This is a genomic window from Microbacterium sp. SA156, assembly GCF_049065455.1.
GTDB classification, from domain to species: Bacteria; Actinomycetota; Actinomycetes; order Actinomycetales; family Microbacteriaceae; genus Microbacterium; species Microbacterium barkeri.
This window is the reverse complement of the sequence record NZ_JBAKGU010000001.1, coordinates 389,723-408,656: the sequence shown is the minus strand read 5'-3', so window position 1 is coordinate 408,656 and position 18,934 is coordinate 389,723. Positions and strand designations below refer to the sequence as shown.

The window sequence follows — 18,934 nt, the reverse complement described above, 5'->3', positions numbered from 1 at the left end:
CGGCGCTCCTAGGCGAACGCCTCGATCGGCGGGCAGGCGCACACGAGGTTGCGGTCGCCGTAGGCCTGGTCGATGCGGCGCACGGGCGGCCAGTACTTCGCCGGGCCGACTCCCGCGGGGTAGACCGCGGTCTCGCGCGTGTACGGATGGTCCCACTCGCCGGCGATCGCGGCCGCGGCGGTGTGCGGGGCGTTCACGAGCGGGTTGTCCTCCACGGGCCACTCCCCCGCGCCCACGCGCTGCGCCTCGGCGCGGATCGCGATCATCGCGTCGACGAAGCGGTCGAGCTCAGCGAGGTCCTCCGACTCGGTCGGCTCGACCATGAGCGTGCCCGCCACCGGGAACGACATGGTGGGCGCATGGAAGCCGTAGTCGATGAGGCGCTTGGCGACGTCGTCCACGCTCACCCCGGTCTCGGCCTTGAGCGGCCGGAGGTCGAGGATGCACTCGTGCGCGACGCGGCCCTGCTCACCGGTGTAGAGCACGGGATAGTGGTCGGCGAGGCGCGCGGCGACGTAGTTCGCCGCCACGACCGCCGCGTCGGTGGCCTGCGTGAGTCCCTCGAGGCCCATCATGCGCACGTACGCCCATGAGATCGGCAGGATGCCGGCCGACCCGTACGGCGCGGCCGACACGGGGCCGATCCCCTCGGTGTCGCCGTCGCCCTGCGCGAGGGCGTGCGAGGGCAGGAACGGCGCGAGATGCGCCTTCGCCGCGACCGGGCCGACGCCCGGCCCGCCGCCGCCGTGCGGGATCGCGAACGTCTTGTGCAGGTTGAGGTGCGAGACGTCGCCGCCAAGGTCGCCGAACCGCGCGTGCCCGAGCAGCGCGTTCAGGTTCGCGCCGTCGATGTAGACCTGGCCGCCCGCATCGTGGACGGCCGCGGTGATGTCGAGCACGTCGTGCTCGTACACCCCGTGCGTCGACGGGTAGGTGATCATGAGCGCGGCGAGCGCATCGGCGTGCTGCGCGATCTTCGCGCGCAGGTCGTCGAGGTCGACGTTGCCGGCCTCGTCGCACGCGACGACGACCACGCGCATGCCCGCGAGCACGGCGGACGCCGCGTTCGTGCCGTGCGCGGAGGACGGGATGAGGCACACGTCGCGGTGCACATCGCCGCGCGAGCGGTGGTACCCGCGGATGGCGAGGAGGCCGGCGAGCTCGCCCTGCGACCCGGCGTTCGGCTGGAGCGAGACGGCGTCGTACCCGGTGAGATCGGCGAGCCAGCCCTCGAGCTGATCGATGAGCTCGAGGTAGCCGGTCACGTCCTCCCGCGGCGCGAACGGGTGGATGCGCCCGAACTCCGGCCACGTGATCGCGGCCATGGCGGTTGCGGCATTGAGCTTCATCGTGCACGAGCCGAGCGGGATCATGCCGCGGTCGAGCGCGTAGTCCTCGTCGGCGAGGCGCTTGAGGTAGCGCATCATCGCCGTCTCGGAGCGGTGACTCGAGAACACGGGGTGCGTGAGGAAGGGTTCCGTCCGGACGAGCTCCTGCGGGATCGCGACGGCGCCCGCCCCCTCGCCGCGCGCGCCTCCGAAGGCGCCAGCGACCGCGGCGAGCTCCGTCGACGTCGTCGCCTCGCCCACAGAGATGCCGACGGTGTCGGCGTCGACGCGGTGCAGGAGCACGCCGGCGTCGTGCGCCGCCGCCACGACGGCGTCTGCGCGGCCCGGCACGCGCACGCGGAGCGTGTCGAAGAACGCGCCGTCGACCACGTCGGCGCCCGCGTCCTCGAGCCATCCCCGCAGCTGGGCGGCCTTCTCGTGCACGCGGGTCGCGATCTCCCGGAGACCGTCGGGCCCGTGGTAGACGGCGTACATCGCCGCCATGACCGCGAGGAGCACCTGCGCGGTGCAGATGTTGCTCGTCGCCTTCTCACGGCGGATGTGCTGCTCGCGCGTCTGGAGGGCGAGACGGTACGCGAGCTGCCCGTCCGCGTCCTTCGAGACGCCCACGAGCCGGCCCGGGAGCTGGCGCTCGAGGCCCTGGCGCACGACCATGAATCCCGCGTGCGGGCCGCCGAACCCGAGCGGCACGCCGAAGCGCTGCGACGACCCCACGACGATGTCGGCGCCGAGCGAGCCCGGCGACGCGATGAGGGTGAGCGCGAGCAGGTCGGCCGCGACGACCGCCTGGCCGCCCGCGACGTGCACGGCGTCGATGACGCCCTGCGGGTTCCAGATGCGACCCGACGCGCCCGGGTACTGGATGAGCGCGCCGAAGAGCGACTCGGGCAGCGCCGCGCCGCCCGCGAGGTCGAGCTCCACGACCTCGATGCCCACGGCCTCGGCGCGCACGCGGAGCACGTCCTTCGTCTGCGGGAGCGCGTCGGCGTCGACGACGAACACGTCGGAGCCGCCGCGCACCGCGCGGCGCGCCACGAGCATGCCCTCGACGGCGGCGGTCGCCTCATCGAGCATCGACGCGTTCGCGACCGGGAGCCCCGCGAGGTCGGCGACCATCGTCTGGAAGTTGAGCAGCGCCTCGAGGCGCCCCTGCGAGATCTCGGGCTGGTAGGGCGTGTACGCCGTGTACCAGGACGGGTTCTCGAGCACGTTCCGCTGGATGACCGACGGCGTGAGGGTGTCGCTGTAGCCGAGCCCGATCATGGGTGCCAGCACCCGGTTGCGCTCGGCGAGCGAGCGGAGCTCGGCGAGCGCCGCCGCCTCCGACACGCCCTCGCGCGGGATGGCCGAGCCCGCGGAGCCGAGATCGCGGATGACCGCGGGCACGGCGGCCGACAGGACGGCGTCGACCCTGCCGTCGAAGCCGATGACCTCCGCCATCCGCTCCTGGTCGGCGCCGGTCGTGCCGATGTGGCGCGCGGCGTACGCTCCGAAGCCCGCGGCGCTCACGCCTCGGCACCCGTGAGCGCGGCGTAGGCGGCGCGATCGAGGAGGCCGTCGACGTCGCCGGTCACGCGGACGCGGACGAGCCACGCGTCCTCGAACGGCGACTCGTTCACGAGCCCGGGGTTCTCGTCGACCGCGCTGTTGACCTCGACGACCGTCCCGTCGACGGGCGCGTACAGCTCGGACACGGACTTGGTGGACTCGATCTCGCCCATGACCTGGCCCGAGGCGACGGACGCGTCGGCGGCGGGCAGGTCAACGAAGACGACGTCGCCGAGCTGCTCGGCGGCGTAGTCGGTGACGCCGATCGTGGCGATGTCGCCGTCGATGCGGATCCACTCGTGCTCGGCGGTGTAGAGCAGCGCGTTGAGGTCGGTCATTTCTTCCTCCGGTAGAAGGGCGGGGTGGTCGGGGTGGCGGGGATGCGGGTGCCGCGGACGTCGACGGTCAGGTCGTCGGCGTCCCTGGCCTCCTGGTCGACGTACGCGAGGGCGATCGGATGGCCGAGGGTCGGGCTGAGCGCGCCGCTCGTGATCTCGCCGACCTGGTGGTCGCCGCGGAACACGCCGTAGCCCGCGCGCCCGGCGCGGCGGCCCTCCATCGTGAGGCCGACGAGCACGCGCTCGCCCGGCCGCGCGTCGAGCGCCCGCGCGCCCACGAAGTCGCCCTTGTCGGCGGCGACGACGCGGCCGAGCCCGGCCTGCGACGGGAAGATGTCGCGCGCGAGCTCGTGCCCGTACAGGGGCATGCCCGCCTCGAGCCGCAGCGTGTCTCGCGCGGCGAGTCCGGCCGGCACGAGGCCGTGGGGCGCTCCGGCCGCGAGCAGCGCGCGCCACAGGTCGACGGCGCGGTCGGCGTCGATGCAGAGCTCGAAGCCGTCCTCACCCGTGTAGCCGGTGCGCGCGACGAGCAGCGGCGTGCCCGCGAACTCCGCGTCGGTCCAGGCGTAGTTGCGCAGCTCGTCGAGCGGCAGGCCGAAGCCGCCCACCTCGGGCGCGCTCTCGAGGATGGCCTGGGCGCGCGGCCCCTGCAGGGCGATGAGCGCGAGGCGATCGGAGGCGTCCTCGAGGTCGGCGTCGAAGCCCGCGATGCGCGCCGACACCTCGGCGGCGACGGTGCGGCGGTTGCCCGCGTTGGCGATGATGAGGAACTCGTCGTCGGAGAGCCGGTACACGACGAGGTCGTCGATGATGCCGCCGTCCTCCGCGAGCATCATCGTGTACTTCGCGCGGCCGACCGCGACGGCCGACAGCCGCCCGGCGAGAGCGTAGTCGAGGAACGCGCCGGCGCCCGCGCCGCGCACGAGGATCTCGCCCATGTGCGAGATGTCGAACAGCCCTGCCGCCTCGCGCACGGCGCGATGCTCGGCGAGATCCGACGTGTAGCGCACGGGCATCCACCACCCGCCGAAGTCGGTGAACGACGCTCCCTGCGCCTCGTGCTCCGCCTGCAGCGGCGACCGCCGCAGGCCCTCCGAGGCGGAGGCGGTCGATTCGTCTGTGCTCACGCGGTTCTCCTCAGCATTCGACCACGTTGACGGCCAGGCCGCCCCTCGCGGTCTCCTTGTACTTGTCGCTCATGTCGCGGCCGGTCTGCCGCATGGTCTCGATGACGGCGTCGAGCGAGACGCGGTGCGTCCCGTCGCCCCACATGGCCATCTTGGCGGCATTGACCGCCTTTCCGGAGGCGATCGCGTTGCGCTCGATGCACGGGATCTGCACGAGGCCGCCCACCGGGTCGCACGTGAGACCGAGGTTGTGCTCCATCGCGATCTCGGCCGCGTTCTCGACCTGCTCCGGCGTGCCGCCGAGCACGGCGGCGAGAGCGCCCGCCGCCATCGACGACGCCGAGCCGACCTCGCCCTGGCAGCCGACCTCGGCGCCCGAGATCGAGGCGCGCGCCTTGTAGATCGAGCCGATCGCCGCGGCCGTCAGCAGGAACTCGACGGCCACATCGTCGCGGTGCCTCCCCGCGGCGACCGCGGGCGTGTAGTGCGTCGCGTAGTGCAGCACGGCGGGGATGATGCCCGCGGCGCCGTTCGTCGGCGCGGTGACGACCCGCCCGCCCGCCGCGTTCTCCTCGTTCACGGCGAGCGCGACGAGGTTCACCCACTCCTGGGCGTACGCGGGGCTGCGGTCGGGGTCCTCCTGGAGAAGCCGTGCGTGCCACTGCGGAGCGCGACGACGGACGCGCAGGCCCCCTGGCAGCTCTCCGTCGGCGCGCGTGCCGGCCGCCACGCACTCGTCCATCGCGTCGCGGATCCGCAGGACCCCCTCGCGGACGTCGTGCGCGGACCGCAGTGCGCACTCGTTGCGCAGCGCGATCTCGGCGATGCCCGCCTGCTCGGCCGCGCAGATCGCGAGCAGCTCCGACGCGGTCGAGAATGGATGCGGAACGGGCGTCTCGGACGCCGCGGCCTCCTCGCCCTCGCGGACGATGAATCCGCCGCCGACCGAGTACCACGTGCCGTGCGCGAGCGTGCGACCCGCGGCATCCCTCGCCGTGAAGCGCAGCGCGTTCGTATGGCGGGCGAGCACGGTGAGCGGCGCGAGGCAGATGTCGCGCGCACGCAGCGGGACGGACCCCGTGCCGCCCAGGCGGACGACGCCGTCGCGCTCGATGCGCGCCGCGCGAGCGGACACCTCGTCGGCCCGCACGACGTCAGGGCGACACCCCTCGAGGCCGACGAGCACGGCCGTGAGCGTCCCGTGGCCGGCGCCCGTGGCGGCGAGCGAGCCGAACAGCTCGACCTCGAGGGCCGCGACGAGCGGGATCCGCTCGGCGAGCTCGTCGGCGAACGCCGCGGCCGCGCGCATCGGCCCCACGGTGTGCGAGCTCGACGGCCCGATGCCGATCGTGAAGAGGTCGAAGACCCCGACGAACGGCGCCCGGTCGCCGAGGGCGGTTCCGGCACGGCCGACGTCGTCGTCTGTCGTGTGCACCATCGAGGAACTCCCGTCTTCGGCACCCTCGCCGTGAGGGTGCGCCGAGTTCCTCCCGCTCTGTCATAGGCCTGAGAGTTTCCGCGGCGCCGCAGCTCCGCTTGCCCCGTCGGCGGGCGCGTGTGCGCCGCTTTCCAGAGTGACCTGCCGCCACGGTACGTGGGCCTGAGAGATTCCGGGAGGGGTTGCTCCTACGGCAGCCGCGCGAGCGCGGCATTCTCCCGTGACGGGTGGACGGTCGTTCAGTTGTGTGTGCCGATCCTACCCGGCGACCGCACCCGCCCGCGACTGCTCCCGCGCGACGGCATCGCGCCGCTGAGCGAAGAACGCGAGCTCGTGCCGGGCCGACACGTCGAAGGCCGTGCGCATGCGCGCGAGGCGCGCGTCGTCCGCGGCCCTGGCGTGCTCCTGCGTCCAGCGGATGGCGTCGCGCGTGGCGAGGTCGAACGCGTCGGATGCGTACATCTCGAGCCAGTCGGCATACGGATGGCCCGGGCGATTCGCGGCCGCGAGGCGCGCGCCGATGTCCTGGTAGAGCCAGAAGCACGGGAGCACCGCGGCGACGAGCACCGCGTGGTCGCCGGCCGCTGCCGTCGCCTGCAGATGATCCAGGTACGCCATGGTCTCGGCGGACGGCGTCGCCGGGGCGTCGGCCGGCGCATCGTCCAGCCGGGCGCGGTGCAGGGAGAGCTCGGTCTCCAGGCAGCTGTGCGCGGATGCCGCCCAGAAGGCCTGCTCCTCGAGCGTCGGCGCGAGCTCCGCGGCCCGGCTCAGCACGCGCGCGTACGTGCGCAGGTACAGCGAGTCCTGCGCGAGGTAGTGCGCGAAGTCGTCCCGATCGAGCGAGCCGTCCGCGAGTGCGCGCACGAACCACACGTCGTCGATGCCGACGCGCAGCGGCGCGATGTCCTCCCACCAGGCGTCGAGCTCGGCGTCGCGGCGCGGGAGGCCTCCCGTCCGCCACAGGCCCGCGAGATGGTGGAGCGGGCCGTGCCCGCCCGGGCGGCCCACCTCGAGCTCGGAGCCCGACGCGATCGCGTCGCGCAGCCATCCGCGGGCGAGGCGCGCCGCCCAGGTCCAGCCGCCCTCGCGCGCGCGGAGCGTGGCGAGCGCCGCGGACAGGGAGCACCCCGTGCCGTGCGTGGCGGTCGTCTCGATCCGCGCGTCCGAGAACTCGGCGATGAGGCCATCCGGCCCCACCAGCGCGTCCGGGCACGCCGGGCCGTCGAGGTGCCCGCCCTTCGCGAGCACGAGCACGCCGTGGCGACGCGCGAGCGCGGCCGCCTGCGCGAGCGCGTCCGTCCACGATCCAATTGCGGCGACATCGGTGAGCACGGCCAGCTCCGGGAGGTTCGGCGTCACGACGTCGGCGAGCGACAGGAGATCGTGCAGCGCGCGCTCGGCCTCGGCGTCGATGAGGCGATCCCCGCTCGTGGCGATCATGACGGGATCCAGGACCACCGGCGGGCGCGTGTCGAGGCCGCGCAGCCAGTCCGCCACCGCAGCGACGATCTCCGCCGTGCCGAGCATGCCGATCTTGACGGCGTCGATGCGGATGTCGGCCACGAGCGCGTCGAGCTGCTCGCGCAGGAACGACGCGGGCGGCGCGTGCACGCCCGACACGCCGTGCGTGCTCTGGGCGGTGAGCGCTGTGATCGCGGCCATGCCGTAACCGCCGCACGCGGCGATCGACTTGAGGTCGGCCTGGATGCCCGCCCCTCCCGACGGGTCGGAGCCGGCGATCGCGAGGATGTTCGGCACGGCGGTCATGCGACGACCTCGGCGTCCGCCCACTCGAACCGCAGCGCGGCCGCCGCCGCGGCGGGGAACTCCGCCGAGCAGATGGCGCGGACGACCGCGATCCCGGCGGCGCCCGCGCGCCGCGCGTCGCGTGCGTCGCCCGGGCCGACGCCGCCGATCGCGACGCACGGGAACTCGTGCGCGAGCTCGGCGAAGGCCGCGAATCCGGTCCATCCGATCGGGGTCGGATGGTCCTTCTTCGTCGGGGTGGCGCGCACCGCGCCCACGCCCAGGTAGTCGACCGTGCCGGTGGGGAGGCGCCGCAGCGCCTCGAGCTGGCGCGGCAGGCTCGCGCTCAGGCCGATGATCGCGTCGTCGCCCACGAGGCCGCGCACGCGATCGGCCGGCAGGTCGGTCTGCCCGATGTGGACGCCGTCGACGGACGCTCCCGCGGCCTTCGCGGCCAGGTACACGTCGACGCGGTCGTTCACGAGCAGCGTCGCACGGCCGCGCGTGTGCGCGGCAGCGGACTCGACGAGGGCGAGGAGATCTGCGGCGGACAGGTCCTTGCCGCGGATCTGCACGGTCGATGCCCCTCCGTCGACCGCCTGGGCGACGACGTCGACGAGCGAGCGGCCGGTGATCGTCGCGGCGTCCGCGACGAGGTAGAGGGAGAGGTCGAGAGGTCGCGCGGTCATGCCGGCACCTCCTTCGCGAAGCGCTCGGGCGCGGACACGTCGACCGCATCGACCCCCGCGAGCGCGTCGAGGAACGCCACCGCGAACGAGCCGGGGCCCGTCGCGACGGCCGCCGCGCGCTCGGAGGCGGCCGCGTAGACGGCATGCGCCGCGATCGTGCCCGCGAACGCGGCATCCGGGCCATCCGCCGCCGCGACGCAGGCGGCCACGACCGCTCCGAGCGAGCAGCCGCCTCCCGTCATGCGGGTGAGGAGCGCGCTCCCGCCCGCGATGCGCTCCGTGCGCGCGCCGTCGGTGACCGCGTCGACCGCGCCCGACACCGCGACGACCGCGCCCGTGCGCTCGGCGAGCGCGCGGGCGGCGTCGAGCGCCGCATCGACCTCGTCGGCCGCATCGACCCCGCGCCCGCCCGAGCCGGCGCCCGCGAGCGCGAGCACCTCCGAGGCGTTGCCGYGGATCACGGTCGGCCGGTGCGCGAGCAGGTCGCGCGCGACGCCGGTGCGCAGGCCGAGGGCGCCCACGCCCACGGGGTCGAGGACCCACGGCGTGCCGGACGCGCGTGCCGCGGCGACCGCGGCGGTCATCGCCGCGCGCTGCTCGGCGGTCGGCGTCCCGAGGTTGACCAGGAGCGCCGACGCGAACGCCGCGCACTCCCCGGCCTCCTCGGGGATGTCGGCCATCACGGGCGCCGCGCCCACCGCGAGCAGCGCGTTGGCCGTGACGTTCACGACCACGGCGTTGGTGATGCACTGAACGAGCGGCGCGGTCTCGCGCAGTCTCGACAGCACGGCCCCGGGGCCATCGGATACCGACAGGTGCGCGTCACTCATCAGCGACATCCCTCCGCTCGTCCTAACGAGATCAGGTGCATACGGGTGTGATCTCAGTCCCGGATGGGGACACCCCGTGTCACTGCGAGCGAGCATAGCGGGTCCGCGATGGCCCGCGCGCCGGGTCGCCTACGCTCGAAGGGTGACCTCCCCTTCCGCGACCGAGAGCGCCGGCATCCGCGTCGCCGTCTCGACCGTGATCTTCTCGCTGCGCTCGCGACCCGGGGCCGACGCGCTCATGATCCCGCTCGTGCGCCGCACGCGGGAGCCGTTCGAGGGCGCGTGGGCGCTCCCGGGCGGATGGCTCGACGAGCGGGAGGGGCTCGACGACGCCGCCGCCCGCACGCTCGCCGAGACGACCGCGCTCAGCCCGAGCTACCTCGAGCAGCTCTACGCCTTCGGCGACGTCGACCGCTCCCCCACGCGCGTCGTGTCGGTCGTCTACTGGGCGCTCCTCCGCTCCGACCTCGTGGATGCGCAGCGCGCCGCGGAGGACGCGCCGGAGAACGTCGAGTGGTTCGACGTGGACGACCTGCCGGCGCTCGCCTTCGATCACAACCGGATCGTCGACTACGCCGTGTGGCGGCTGCGCAACAAGGTCGGCTACAGCCGGATCGCGCACGGCCTCCTGCCCGACGAGTTCACGCTGACCGAGCTGCGGGAGGTCTACGAGGCCGTGCTCGGGCGGCGCCTCGACCCGTCGAACTTCCGCCGCCTCCTCGAGGGCTCCGAGGCGCTCCTCCCGACCGAGTCGTTCCGCACCGGCAAGCATCGCCCGGCGCGCCTGTACCGCTACAACTCTGAGGTCGAGCTCGCCGATCGCGGACCGCTCGGACCGGCCTGAGGAGCCCCGCTCGCCTTTGTGGTCAACCTGACTTAAAGTGGTGTCGACGACTTAGAGTCGAATCGACACGAACAGGGGTCCCCATGGCCGCGACCAGCATCACCCTCACCGCCCGCGACGCGAGCGTCGACCACGAGATCCAGGCGATCGTCTCGGGCGGCGCCGCGGGCTCGACGTGCTCGACCGACCTCGCCGCGGGGCCCTGGAGCTTCGACGCCGTCGCCGGGTACGGCCCCGGCGCCTCGATGGGCGACGTGATCCCGACCGACGCCCCACGGCAGGGCGAGCTCCCCCGCGCCTACCGCGAGGCCCCGGAAGCCGAGCTGCACGATCGCATCCGGGCGGCGAAGGCGGCGCTCGGCGACCGCGTCGTGGTCCTCGGCCACTTCTACCAGCGCGACGAGGTTGTGCAGCACGCCGACTACGTGGGCGACTCGTTCCAGCTCGCGGGCGCGGCGAAGGCGCACCCCGAGGCCGAGGCGATCGTCTTCTGCGGCGTGCACTTCATGGCCGAGACCGCCGACATGCTCTCCCGCCCGGAGCAGTCCGTCATCCTGCCGAACCTCGCCGCGGGCTGCTCGATGGCCGACATGGCCGACATCGACCAGGTCGAGGAGTGCTGGGAGCAGCTCGCGGACGTGTACGGCCCGCTCGACGTGCCGGACGCGGACGGCCGCGTGCCGGTCGTCCCGGTGACCTACATGAACTCCTCCGCGGCGATCAAGGGCTTCGTGGGCCGCAACGGCGGCATCGTGTGCACGTCGTCCAACGCGCGCACCGTGCTCGAGTGGGCGTTCGCCCGCGGGCGCCGCGTGCTCTTCTTCCCCGACCAGCACCTCGGGCGCAACACGGCCAAGGCGATGGGCGTGCCGCTCGAGCGCATGCCGCTGTGGAACCCTCGCGCGCCGTACGGCGGGTCGTCCGAGGAGACGCTGCGCGACGCCGAGGTCATCCTCTGGCACGGCTTCTGCTCCGTGCACCGCCGCTTCACGGTCGACCAGATCGAGACCGCGCGCGCCGAGCATCCGGGCGTGCGCGTCATCGTGCATCCGGAGTGCCCCATGCCCGTCGTCGACGCCGCCGACGAGGCAGGATCGACCGACTACATCCGCAAGGCGATTGAGGCGGCGACCGAGCCGACCACGTTCGCGATCGGCACCGAGATCAACCTCGTGCGCCGGCTCGCCGCCGAGCACCCGCAGCACACGATCTTCTGCCTCGACCCCGTCGTGTGCCCCTGCTCGACGATGTACCGCATCCACCCCGGCTACCTCGCGTGGGTGCTCGAGGAGCTCGTCGCGCGGCGCGTGGTCAACCGGATCGGCGTCGACGACGCGGTGGCGGACCCGGCGCGCGTCGCGCTCGAGCGGATGCTCGCGGCCAAGCCCCTGTCGACGGGAGGCGCGCGCGCATGACCGGGGTCATCGTCGTCGGAAGCGGCGTCGCCGGCCTCGCGACGGCGCTGCACCTCGCGCGCGGCGGCGCGGATGTGCAGCTGGTCACGAAGGCGGGGATGGCCGACGGCAGCACGCGGCACGCGCAGGGCGGCATCGCGGCCGCGCTCTTCCCCGATGACAGCGTCGAGAGCCACGCGGCCGACACGCTCGCCGCGGGCGCCGGCCTGTGCGACCCCGCCGCGGTCGACGTGCTCGTGACGGAGGGGCCGGCACGCGTGCGCGAGCTCATGGACCTCGGCGTCGCGTTCGACCGCGACGCCTCGGGCGCCCTGGCGCGAGGACTCGAGGCCGCGCACGCGCATCCGCGCATCCTCCACGCGGGCGGAGACGCGACGGGCCTCGCGATCGAGATCGCGCTCATCGCGGCCGCGCTCGAGGCGGGCGTCCGCCTTCGCGAGCGGACGCTCCTCGCCGACCTCCTCGTGGAGGGCGGACGCGTCGCGGGAGTCGAGCTGCTCGCCGACGGGCGCCGGGAGGCGCTCCGGGCGGATGCCGTCGTGCTCGCGACCGGCGGAGCGGGGCGGCTGTGGGCGCGCACCACCAACCCCGACGTCGTGACCGGCGACGGCATCGCGGCCGCCCTGCGGGCGGGGGCCGCGGTCGTCGATCTCGAGTTCGCGCAGTTCCACCCCACCGTGCTCGCCGAGGGCACGCCGTTCCTCGTCTCCGAGGCGGTGCGCGGTGAGGGCGCCGACCTCATCGATCTCGACGGGCGGCGCTTCGTGCTCGACGACCACCCCGACGGCGAGCTCGCGCCGCGCGATGTCGTCGCGCGATCGATCGCCCGGCGGATGGCGGAGCAGGGCGGGCGCCCCGTGCTCCTGGACGCGACGCGCATCGGCCGTCGGCGACTCGAGGCGCGCTTCCCGACGATCGCGAGGGCGCTCGCAGGGCGCGGGCTCGACTGGGCCGCGCACCCGATCCCCGTCGCGCCGGCCGCCCACTACCTCATGGGCGGGATCGCGACCGACCTCGACGGGCGCACGAGCCTGGCCGGCCTCCTCGCCGTCGGCGAGTGCGCGCGCACGGGCGTGCACGGCGCCAACCGCCTCGCTTCCAACTCCCTTCTCGAGGGCGCGGTCTTCGCCGCGCGCGCGGCCGCGGCCATCCTCGCGGGCGACGTCGATGCGGCGCCCGCGCTCCCCTCCGCGCCCGGCCCGGAGTCGCCGTCGGAGCTCGCCGCCGTCCCGCCCTTCTCGCGCGCCGCCCTGCAGCGGCTCATGTGGGATCACGTGGGGCTCCTCCGCGACGGCGCGGGCCTCGCGCACGCCGTGGCCGTGCTCGCCGCGTGGCAGGACGCCCTCCCCCGTCCGCAGACGCTCTCCGCGCATGAGGACGCGGGGCTCGTGCGCGTGGGCCTCGCCGCGGCGAGCGCCGCCCTCGCCCGGCCGGGCTCGGTGGGGTCGCATTTCCGCACCGACGACGCGTCCGCTCACGCGCGCGAACTCCTCTCAGCGGGTGCCGCATGCTGACGGCGTCGACGATCGAGCGCGCCGTGCGCGCCGCCCTCGAGGAGGACGCGCCGTGGGGAGACCTCACGAGCGAGGCGTTCCTTCCCGCATCCGCTCACGCGCAGGCATCGCTCGTCGCGCGCGAGGACGGCGTGTTCAGCGGCGGCGAGGTCTTCCGGGCAGCGTTCGCCCTCACGGATCGCGCGACCGAGGTCGACCTCCGCGTGGCGGACGGCGCGCCCTTCGCCGCGGGCGACGTGCTCGCGACCGTCGCCGGGCCGGCCCGCGCGGTGCTCACCGCAGAGCGCGTCGGGCTGAACTTCACCCAGCGGATGTCGGGCGTCGCGACGCTCACGGCGCGGTTCGTCGCCGAGGTGGCGGGCACCCGCGCGCGGATCGTCGACACCCGGAAGACGACGCCGGGGCTCCGCGCGTTCGAGCGGCATGCCGTCCGCTGCGGCGGCGGGCACAACCACCGGCACTCGCTGTCAGACGCGGTCATGGCGAAGGACAACCATCTCGCCGTGCTCCAGGCCGGCGGCGCCGACCTGACGACCGCCCTCCGCGCGGGCATCGCGCGTCTGCCGCACACGGCGCATGTCGAGGTCGAGGTCGATCGCATCGACCAGATCGAGCCCGTGCTCGCGGCCGGAGTCGACACGATCATGCTCGACAACTTCTCTCTCGACGACCTCCGTCGCGGCGTCGGGATCGTCGGCGGGCGAGCGATCGTCGAGGCGTCGGGCGGCGTCGACCTCGGGACGGTGCGGGGCATCGCCGAGACGGGCGTCGACGTCATCTCGGTCGGCGCGCTGACGCACTCCGCCCGCGCGCTCGATCTCGGTCTCGACATGCGCGTGAGCTGAGCCGTGCTCTACCTCGACAACGCCGCGACGACGCCCGTGCGGCCCGAGGTGCTCGCGGCCATGGAGCCCCACCTGACGCGCGCATTCGGCAACCCGTCGAGCCACCACACGGTCGGCGAGCGAGCCGCGCGCGCTCTCGAGGACGCCCGCGCCAGGGTCGCGGCCGTGCTCGGGATGCGCCGAGGCGACATCGTCTTCACCTCGGGCGGAACCGAGGCGAACAACCTCGCGGTGAAGGGGATCGCCCTGGGCGCTGCGCCGCGTGCACGGCACGTCGTGACGACGCCGATCGAGCACGAGTCGATCCTCGCCTCGGCCGATTACCTCCGCCGCCTCCACGGGTTCGAGGTGACCCTCCTCCCCGTCGACGCGGACGGCCTCGTCCGGCCGGACGACGTCGCCGCAGCCCTCCGCGACGACACCGCGCTCGTGTCGATCGGGCTCGCCAACAACGAGATCGGCACCGTGCAGGACGCGCGGGGCATCGCCGACGCGCTCGCGGGGCGCCGCGTCCCCCTGCACCTCGACGCCGTGCAGGCGGCGGGATGGCTGCCGCTGGCCGACACGGGCGCCGACGCGATCGCGCTCGCCGGCCACAAGATCGGGGCACCGCCCGGCACCGGCGTCCTCGCCGTGCGCGGACGCATCCCGATCGAGCCGCTCCTCCACGGCGGCGGCCAGCAGCGCGGACGCCGCAGCGGCACCGAGGCGGTCGCGGATGCCGTCGGATTCGCGACGGCGCTCGAGCTCGCCGACGCCGAGCGCGCCGACAGCGCTCGGCGCGTGGCGGCCATCCGCGACGCCTTCATCTCACGGGTGCTCGCGCTCGTGCCCTCGGCGCGCCTCACCGGCCATCCGACCCGGCGCCTCCCCGGCACGGCGAGCTTCACCTTCGCGGGCACGAGCGGCGAGGCCGTGCTGCTCGAGCTCGAGCGCCGCGGCGTCGTGTCGTCGAGCGGGTCGGCCTGCGCCGCGGGAAGCGACGAGCCGTCGCACGTCCTCGTCGCGCTCGGGGTCCTGCCCGAGGAGGCGCAGACCGCGGTCCGCTTCACGCTCGCGCACCGCCACGAGGGCTCGCTCGACGCCGTCGCCGACGCGGTCGCCGCTGCGGTTGCGGCGGTCTGACCCCGGTGTCCCCGTGCGCCGATAGTCTCATCCGGTGACCACCGCTCCCCTCGTGACCGTCGTCGTCCCGGGCTTCGACATCGAGGGATACATCGCCGAGGCGCTCGACTCGCTGCGCGCGCAGACCCTGACCCGCTGGCGCGCGATCCTCGTGGACGACGCGTCGACCGATGGCACGGGCCGCGTGCTCGAGGAGTTCGCCGCGCGCGACGATCGCTTCCGGGTCATCCGGCATCCGCGACGCAAGGGGCTGGGCGCGGCGCGCAACACGGCGCTCGCGCACGTGGACACGCCGTACCTGGGCTTCCTCGACGGCGACGACATCATGCTCCCGCGCGCGCTCGAGACGCTCGTCGGGTCGCTCGAGACATCCGGAAGCGACGTCGCGGTGGGGGCGTACGTGCGCCTGTGGCCCGAAGGAGGGTCGTACACGGCGGGAGAGGTGCAGCCGTGGGTCTCCGCCTCGACGAGCCCGCGGCGCGTCGGCGTCACGCTCGACGCGCACCCCGAGGTCACCGGGAACGTCGTGGCGTGGTCGAAGGTCTCGCGCACGGACTTCTGGCGTGCGCACGACCTGCGGTTTCCCGAGAACGCGCTCTACGAGGACCAGGCGATCGCTCAGCGGATGTACACGGCCGCGCGTGCGATCGACACGGTCCCCGACGTCGTCGTCCAGTGGCGCGTGCGCGCCGACGGGAGCTCGATCACGCAGCACGAGGCCGACCCCCGCGTCTTCCGCGCGTGCCTCGCCGCGATGCGCGACGGCCTCGCGGTGCTCACCGGCCACGGCGCCGCGCAGCGTGCCCGGGCGGGTCAGATCCTGCGCATGGACATCCCTCGACTCTCCGCGATCGCGGACGCGTCCACTCGCTCCGACCTCGACGCGTTCGCCGCCGAGGTCGAGGCGCTGCACCGCGCCTAGCCCCCATCCCCCAAGCCTCACCTCCCGCGTTCTCCGGCCCGGTCCTTGCCGCGCGTGGCCGCCATCCGCCCCTCTCACCGGCCGGACGCGGCAGACGCCCGAAGGGATGTCGCCTCTCACCCACGCCGCGCGACCGCGGCGCGCAGGTCCGCGAGCAGGTCCGCGGGGTCGGAGAGGTCGGCCTGGGTCACCGGGAGGTAGATCCAGCCGAGTGCCTCGAGACGACGCCGCCGCGCGAGGTCTCGGCGCCACTGGTCCCGATCCCGGTGATGATCGCCCTCGTATTCGACGGCGATCCGCTGCGCGGGCAGTGCGAGGTCCACGCGCGCGATGAAGCGGCCGGACGCATCGCGCACGACGAAGTTCGCCGCGAAGGGCCCGAATCCCGCCCGGACGAGCAGCAGTCGCAGCTCGGTCTCCTTGGGCGACTCGGCACGGTCGTCGATGAGCGCGACCGCCTCGCGGAGGACGCGCGACTGCCTGTTCCGAGGACGCCGCGCGAGCTCCGCCTCGATGGCGGCCGCGCCGTGGTCGTGGGCGACGCGATCGCCGACCGCGACGAGATCGTCGAGGTCGAGGATCTCCGACAGGTCGCAGAAGGTGCGCGACGGCGACGTCAGCGGCAGACCGCGTCGCTGCCGGACCTGGTCGGCCGCGAGCTCCCGCTGGTGGCCGATGATCAGGCGGCCGCGCCGGGCGCGCGTGCCCGTCGGGGTCGTCACGTGCACGGTGCGCTCGGCCTGCTGCCCGAGCGGAAGGGGAAGCCCCCAGAGGACCGCCGCGGTCGTGTGACTGAACGCCGCCCCCGCCGGAAGCGAGAGCGCGACCGCGTGGCAGATGCTCGCCAGCCCCTGCTGGTCGATGGGCAGGCGCGCGCCTCGAACGGGCGTCCACAGATCCGACGCGCGGGACCGGCGACGCGACACCTCGGGTGCGTCCGCGAGGCGGAACGCACGCCCACGGAGATGACGTGGGAGATCGGATGGTCGTGAGCTCACGGAGCGAGGCTCGCGCACGACGGAGTGGTCGGATGCGCGCATCCACACCCTCCGGCACCGCCGCACCGCCCTCCGCCCCCTGTGCACGAGCCGTGACCGGGGCACGGCCGGGGCCCGCACCGGTCCTTGCCGCGAGTGGCCGCCATCCGCTGCTCTCACCGGCCGATCGAGGCAAACACGGGCACGGATGAGAGCAGGGCAGCCCGCCTGGCTTCAGTCCTCCAGGACGCGGGTCGCAGCGAGCTGCTCGGCGGCGAGCTCGGCGTAGAGGCCGCCTGCCGCGACGAGCTGCGCGTGCGTGCCCGACTCCACGATGCGGCCGCCGTCCACGACGTGGATGGTGTCGGCGTCGATGACGGTGGAGAGGCGGTGGGCGATCGAGATGGTCGTCCGGCCGCGTGCCGCATTCTCGAGCGCCTCCTGGACGATCCGCTCCGAGACGGTGTCGAGCGCGCTCGTCGCCTCGTCGAGGAGGAGCACGGGCGGGTCCTTGAGGAGCACGCGGGCGATCGCGATGCGCTGCTTCTCACCGCCCGACAGACGGTAGCCGCGCTCGCCCACGACGGTCTCGTACCCGTCCTCGAAACCGGCGATGATGTGGTGGATGTTCGCCTGCCGGCACGCGTCCTCGATCTCCTCGTCCGTCGCATCCGGGCGCGCATAGCGCAGGTTCTCCCGCACCGTCGCGTGGAAGAGGTACGTCTCCTGCGACACGATGCCGACGTGGTCGACGATGGACTCCTGCCTGAGCCGGCGCACGTCCTCGCCGGCGAACAGCACCTGGCCATCCGTCGCCTCGTAGAACCGCGGCGTGAGGTAGAGCACGGTCGTCTTGCCTGCGCCCGACGGGCCGACGAATGCCACGTGCTCGCCCGGCTCCACCGCGAACGACACGCCCTGCAGCGTCGGGCGGGTGTCGCCCGCCGCGTCCGGATAGCGGAACGAGACATCGCGGAACTCGACGCGGCCGACCGGGCCCGGGGCGTCCTCCACGTCGACGGCGTCGGCCGCGTCGGCGATCGCGGGCTTCAGGTCGAGGTACTCGAAGATGCGCGCGAAGAGCGCGAACGATGTCTGCACGTCGAGCGCGACCCGCATGAGGCTCGTGAGCGGCTGCAGCAGCCGTGCCTGCACGTTCGTGAAGGCGACGATCGTGCCCGCCGTGATCATCCCGGCGTCGCCCGCGACGAGGAAGCCCGCGACGAGGTAGATGACCGCGGGCACGGAGGCCATGAGCACGTGCACGACCGCGAAGAACCCCTGCCCCGTCATCGCCTGGCGGATCTGCAGGCGGATCTGGTTGGCGTTCTCCTCGGCGTAGCGAGCGGACTCCGTGCGCTGGCGGTTGAACGACTTCGACAGGAGGATGCCCGAGACGCTCAGCGTCTCCTGCGTGATCGCGGTCAGCTCGGACAGCGACTGCTGCGTCTGCGCCGCGATGCGTGCGCGCACCTGGCCCACGCGACGCTGCACGACGACGAGCACCGGCATGATGACGAGGGCGATCAGGGTCAGCCGCCAGTCGATGAGGATCATCGCGACGAGCGACGCGATGACCGTCACGGTGTTCCCGAGGATGCTCGTGAAGGTGTTCGTCAGGACGCTCGAGACGCCGCCCACATCGTTCTGCAGGCGCGACTGGATGATGCCCGTCTTCGTGCGCGTGAAGAAGCCGAGCTCCATCGCCTGGAGGTGATCGAACATCCGGACGCGCAGGTCGCCCGTCACGCGGTTGCCGACGTTCGAGGTGAACCACGTCTGCGCCACGCCGACGATCGCGCTCAGGAGGTAGAGGGCGATCATGAGGGCGACGAGGCGCACGAGGAGCGGGATGTCGACGGGCCCGCCGTCGACGGGGAAGAGAGCATCGTCGAACACCCGCTGGATGACAAGGGGCGGCACGACGCCGAGCGCCGCGCCGACGATCACGAGGACGGCGGTCGCGGCGATGCGACCGCGATACGGGCGGAAGAGCGCCACGACGCGGCGCCCGAGTCCGGGCACGCGCGGCGCCTGCGCGTTCAGTCTCCGCTGCGCCGCCTCGTCGATCGGCTTGCCGCCGCCGCGCCCGCCCATGCCCCGCCCCATACTCATGTCAAAGAGCATACATATGCTCGGAGCTGGTGGATCCGATCGGATCGGGAATGGCAACGGGAATGTCGCCGTTAAGCTGTAACGTTCGCGCGGAGACCCTTCTCCCCTCCGC

At 73.7% G+C, this 18,934-nt stretch carries 15 protein-coding genes and 3 riboswitches; of the genes, 6 read left to right on the top strand and 9 right to left on the bottom strand.

From position 1 onward, the window contains the following. Positions 1 to 8: 8 nt before the first annotated feature. The 7 genes from gcvP to thiM form a co-directional block, all read right to left on the bottom strand. Complete coding sequence (gene gcvP, locus ACOWU6_RS01755) at positions 9 to 2,858, bottom strand: aminomethyl-transferring glycine dehydrogenase (protein ID WP_421074500.1); 2,850 nt, start codon at positions 2,856 to 2,858, stop codon at positions 9 to 11. Next, a complete protein-coding gene (gene gcvH, locus ACOWU6_RS01750) occupies positions 2,855 to 3,235 on the bottom strand; it encodes a glycine cleavage system protein GcvH (protein WP_271173689.1) in 381 nt (126 codons plus the stop codon). Before gcvH ends, gcvP begins: the two co-directional genes overlap by 4 nt. Continuing rightward, on the bottom strand, positions 3,232 to 4,362 hold the full coding sequence (gene gcvT / locus ACOWU6_RS01745; RefSeq protein ID WP_421074499.1) for a glycine cleavage system aminomethyltransferase GcvT: 1,131 nt from the start codon (positions 4,360 to 4,362) through the stop codon (positions 3,232 to 3,234). The genes gcvH and gcvT overlap by 4 nt, the downstream gene beginning before the upstream one ends. Positions 4,363 to 4,372: 10 nt before the next feature. Then, entirely contained in the window at positions 4,373 to 5,800 is a 1,428-nt protein-coding gene (locus tag ACOWU6_RS01740; RefSeq protein WP_421074498.1) for an L-serine ammonia-lyase, read from the bottom strand. Between the two features lie 50 nt (positions 5,801 to 5,850). Then, positions 5,851 to 5,940: riboswitch (glycine riboswitch) on the bottom strand. Continuing rightward, positions 5,941 to 6,031, bottom strand: a riboswitch (glycine riboswitch). Positions 6,032 to 6,058: 27 nt separating this feature from the next. Next, positions 6,059 to 7,567: a bifunctional hydroxymethylpyrimidine kinase/phosphomethylpyrimidine kinase gene (gene thiD, locus ACOWU6_RS01735; protein WP_421074497.1), complete on the bottom strand. Its 1,509-nt coding sequence runs from the start codon at positions 7,565 to 7,567 to the stop codon at positions 6,059 to 6,061. Further along, the gene (gene thiE, locus ACOWU6_RS01730; RefSeq protein WP_421074496.1) at positions 7,564 to 8,235 is read right to left on the bottom strand and encodes a thiamine phosphate synthase; all 672 of its coding nucleotides are present in this window, start codon (positions 8,233 to 8,235) and stop codon (positions 7,564 to 7,566) included. Before thiE ends, thiD begins: the two co-directional genes overlap by 4 nt. Next, the gene (thiM, locus tag ACOWU6_RS01725; protein ID WP_421074495.1) at positions 8,232 to 9,065 is read right to left on the bottom strand and encodes a hydroxyethylthiazole kinase; all 834 of its coding nucleotides are present in this window, start codon (positions 9,063 to 9,065) and stop codon (positions 8,232 to 8,234) included. Before thiM ends, thiE begins: the two co-directional genes overlap by 4 nt. Continuing rightward, positions 9,057 to 9,152, bottom strand: a riboswitch (TPP riboswitch). (Overlaps the previous gene by 9 nt.) A gap of 55 nt (positions 9,153 to 9,207) precedes the next feature. Between thiM and ACOWU6_RS01720 the strand changes: the two genes are divergently transcribed. The 6 genes from ACOWU6_RS01720 (at position 9,208) to ACOWU6_RS01695 (ending at position 15,730) form a co-directional block, all read left to right on the top strand. Then, entirely contained in the window at positions 9,208 to 9,909 is a 702-nt protein-coding gene (locus ACOWU6_RS01720; RefSeq protein ID WP_271173695.1) for an NUDIX hydrolase, read from the top strand. An 83-nt stretch (positions 9,910 to 9,992) separates the two neighbouring features. After that, complete coding sequence (nadA, locus tag ACOWU6_RS01715; protein WP_421074494.1) at positions 9,993 to 11,324, top strand: quinolinate synthase NadA; 1,332 nt, start codon at positions 9,993 to 9,995, stop codon at positions 11,322 to 11,324. Beyond that, positions 11,321 to 12,838, top strand: coding sequence for an L-aspartate oxidase (nadB, locus tag ACOWU6_RS01710; RefSeq protein ID WP_421074493.1), 1,518 nt, complete (start codon positions 11,321 to 11,323; stop codon positions 12,836 to 12,838). The genes nadA and nadB overlap by 4 nt, the downstream gene beginning before the upstream one ends. Beyond that, positions 12,832 to 13,683 (top strand): carboxylating nicotinate-nucleotide diphosphorylase, encoded by an 852-nt coding sequence (nadC, locus tag ACOWU6_RS01705; RefSeq protein ID WP_421074492.1) that lies wholly within the window; start codon positions 12,832 to 12,834, stop codon positions 13,681 to 13,683. Before nadB ends, nadC begins: the two co-directional genes overlap by 7 nt. A gap of 3 nt (positions 13,684 to 13,686) precedes the next feature. Next, entirely contained in the window at positions 13,687 to 14,808 is a 1,122-nt protein-coding gene (locus ACOWU6_RS01700) for a cysteine desulfurase family protein (protein WP_421074491.1), read from the top strand. A 34-nt stretch (positions 14,809 to 14,842) separates the two neighbouring features. After that, entirely contained in the window at positions 14,843 to 15,730 is an 888-nt protein-coding gene (locus ACOWU6_RS01695) for a glycosyltransferase family 2 protein (RefSeq protein ID WP_421074490.1), read from the top strand. Between the two features lie 116 nt (positions 15,731 to 15,846). Here the strand turns inward: ACOWU6_RS01695 and ACOWU6_RS01690 are convergent, their stop codons facing one another. Together ACOWU6_RS01690 and ACOWU6_RS01685 are read right to left on the bottom strand one after the other, a co-directional pair. Beyond that, positions 15,847 to 16,728: a hypothetical protein gene (locus ACOWU6_RS01690; protein WP_421074489.1), complete on the bottom strand. Its 882-nt coding sequence runs from the start codon at positions 16,726 to 16,728 to the stop codon at positions 15,847 to 15,849. 213 nt (positions 16,729 to 16,941) lie between these two features. Next, a complete protein-coding gene (locus ACOWU6_RS01685) occupies positions 16,942 to 18,816 on the bottom strand; it encodes an ABC transporter ATP-binding protein (protein ID WP_421074547.1) in 1,875 nt (624 codons plus the stop codon). Between the last annotated feature and the right edge of the window lie 118 nt (positions 18,817 to 18,934).

Excerpts from the sequence above, each read along its gene's own strand:
- gcvH (WP_271173689.1), bottom strand. The coding sequence starts at position 3,235 with ATGACCGACCTCAACGCGCTGCTCTACACCGCCGAGCACGAGTGGATC.
- ACOWU6_RS01740 (WP_421074498.1), bottom strand. The coding sequence starts at position 5,800 with ATGGTGCACACGACAGACGACGACGTCGGCCGTGCCGGAACCGCCCTC.
- thiD (WP_421074497.1), bottom strand. The coding sequence starts at position 7,567 with ATGACCGCCGTGCCGAACATCCTCGCGATCGCCGGCTCCGACCCGTCG.
- thiE (WP_421074496.1), bottom strand. The coding sequence starts at position 8,235 with ATGACCGCGCGACCTCTCGACCTCTCCCTCTACCTCGTCGCGGACGCC.
- nadA (WP_421074494.1), top strand. The coding sequence starts at position 9,993 with ATGGCCGCGACCAGCATCACCCTCACCGCCCGCGACGCGAGCGTCGAC.
- nadB (WP_421074493.1), top strand. The coding sequence starts at position 11,321 with ATGACCGGGGTCATCGTCGTCGGAAGCGGCGTCGCCGGCCTCGCGACG.
- nadC (WP_421074492.1), top strand. The coding sequence starts at position 12,832 with ATGCTGACGGCGTCGACGATCGAGCGCGCCGTGCGCGCCGCCCTCGAG.
- ACOWU6_RS01685 (WP_421074547.1), bottom strand. The coding sequence starts at position 18,816 with ATGGGGCGGGGCATGGGCGGGCGCGGCGGCGGCAAGCCGATCGACGAG.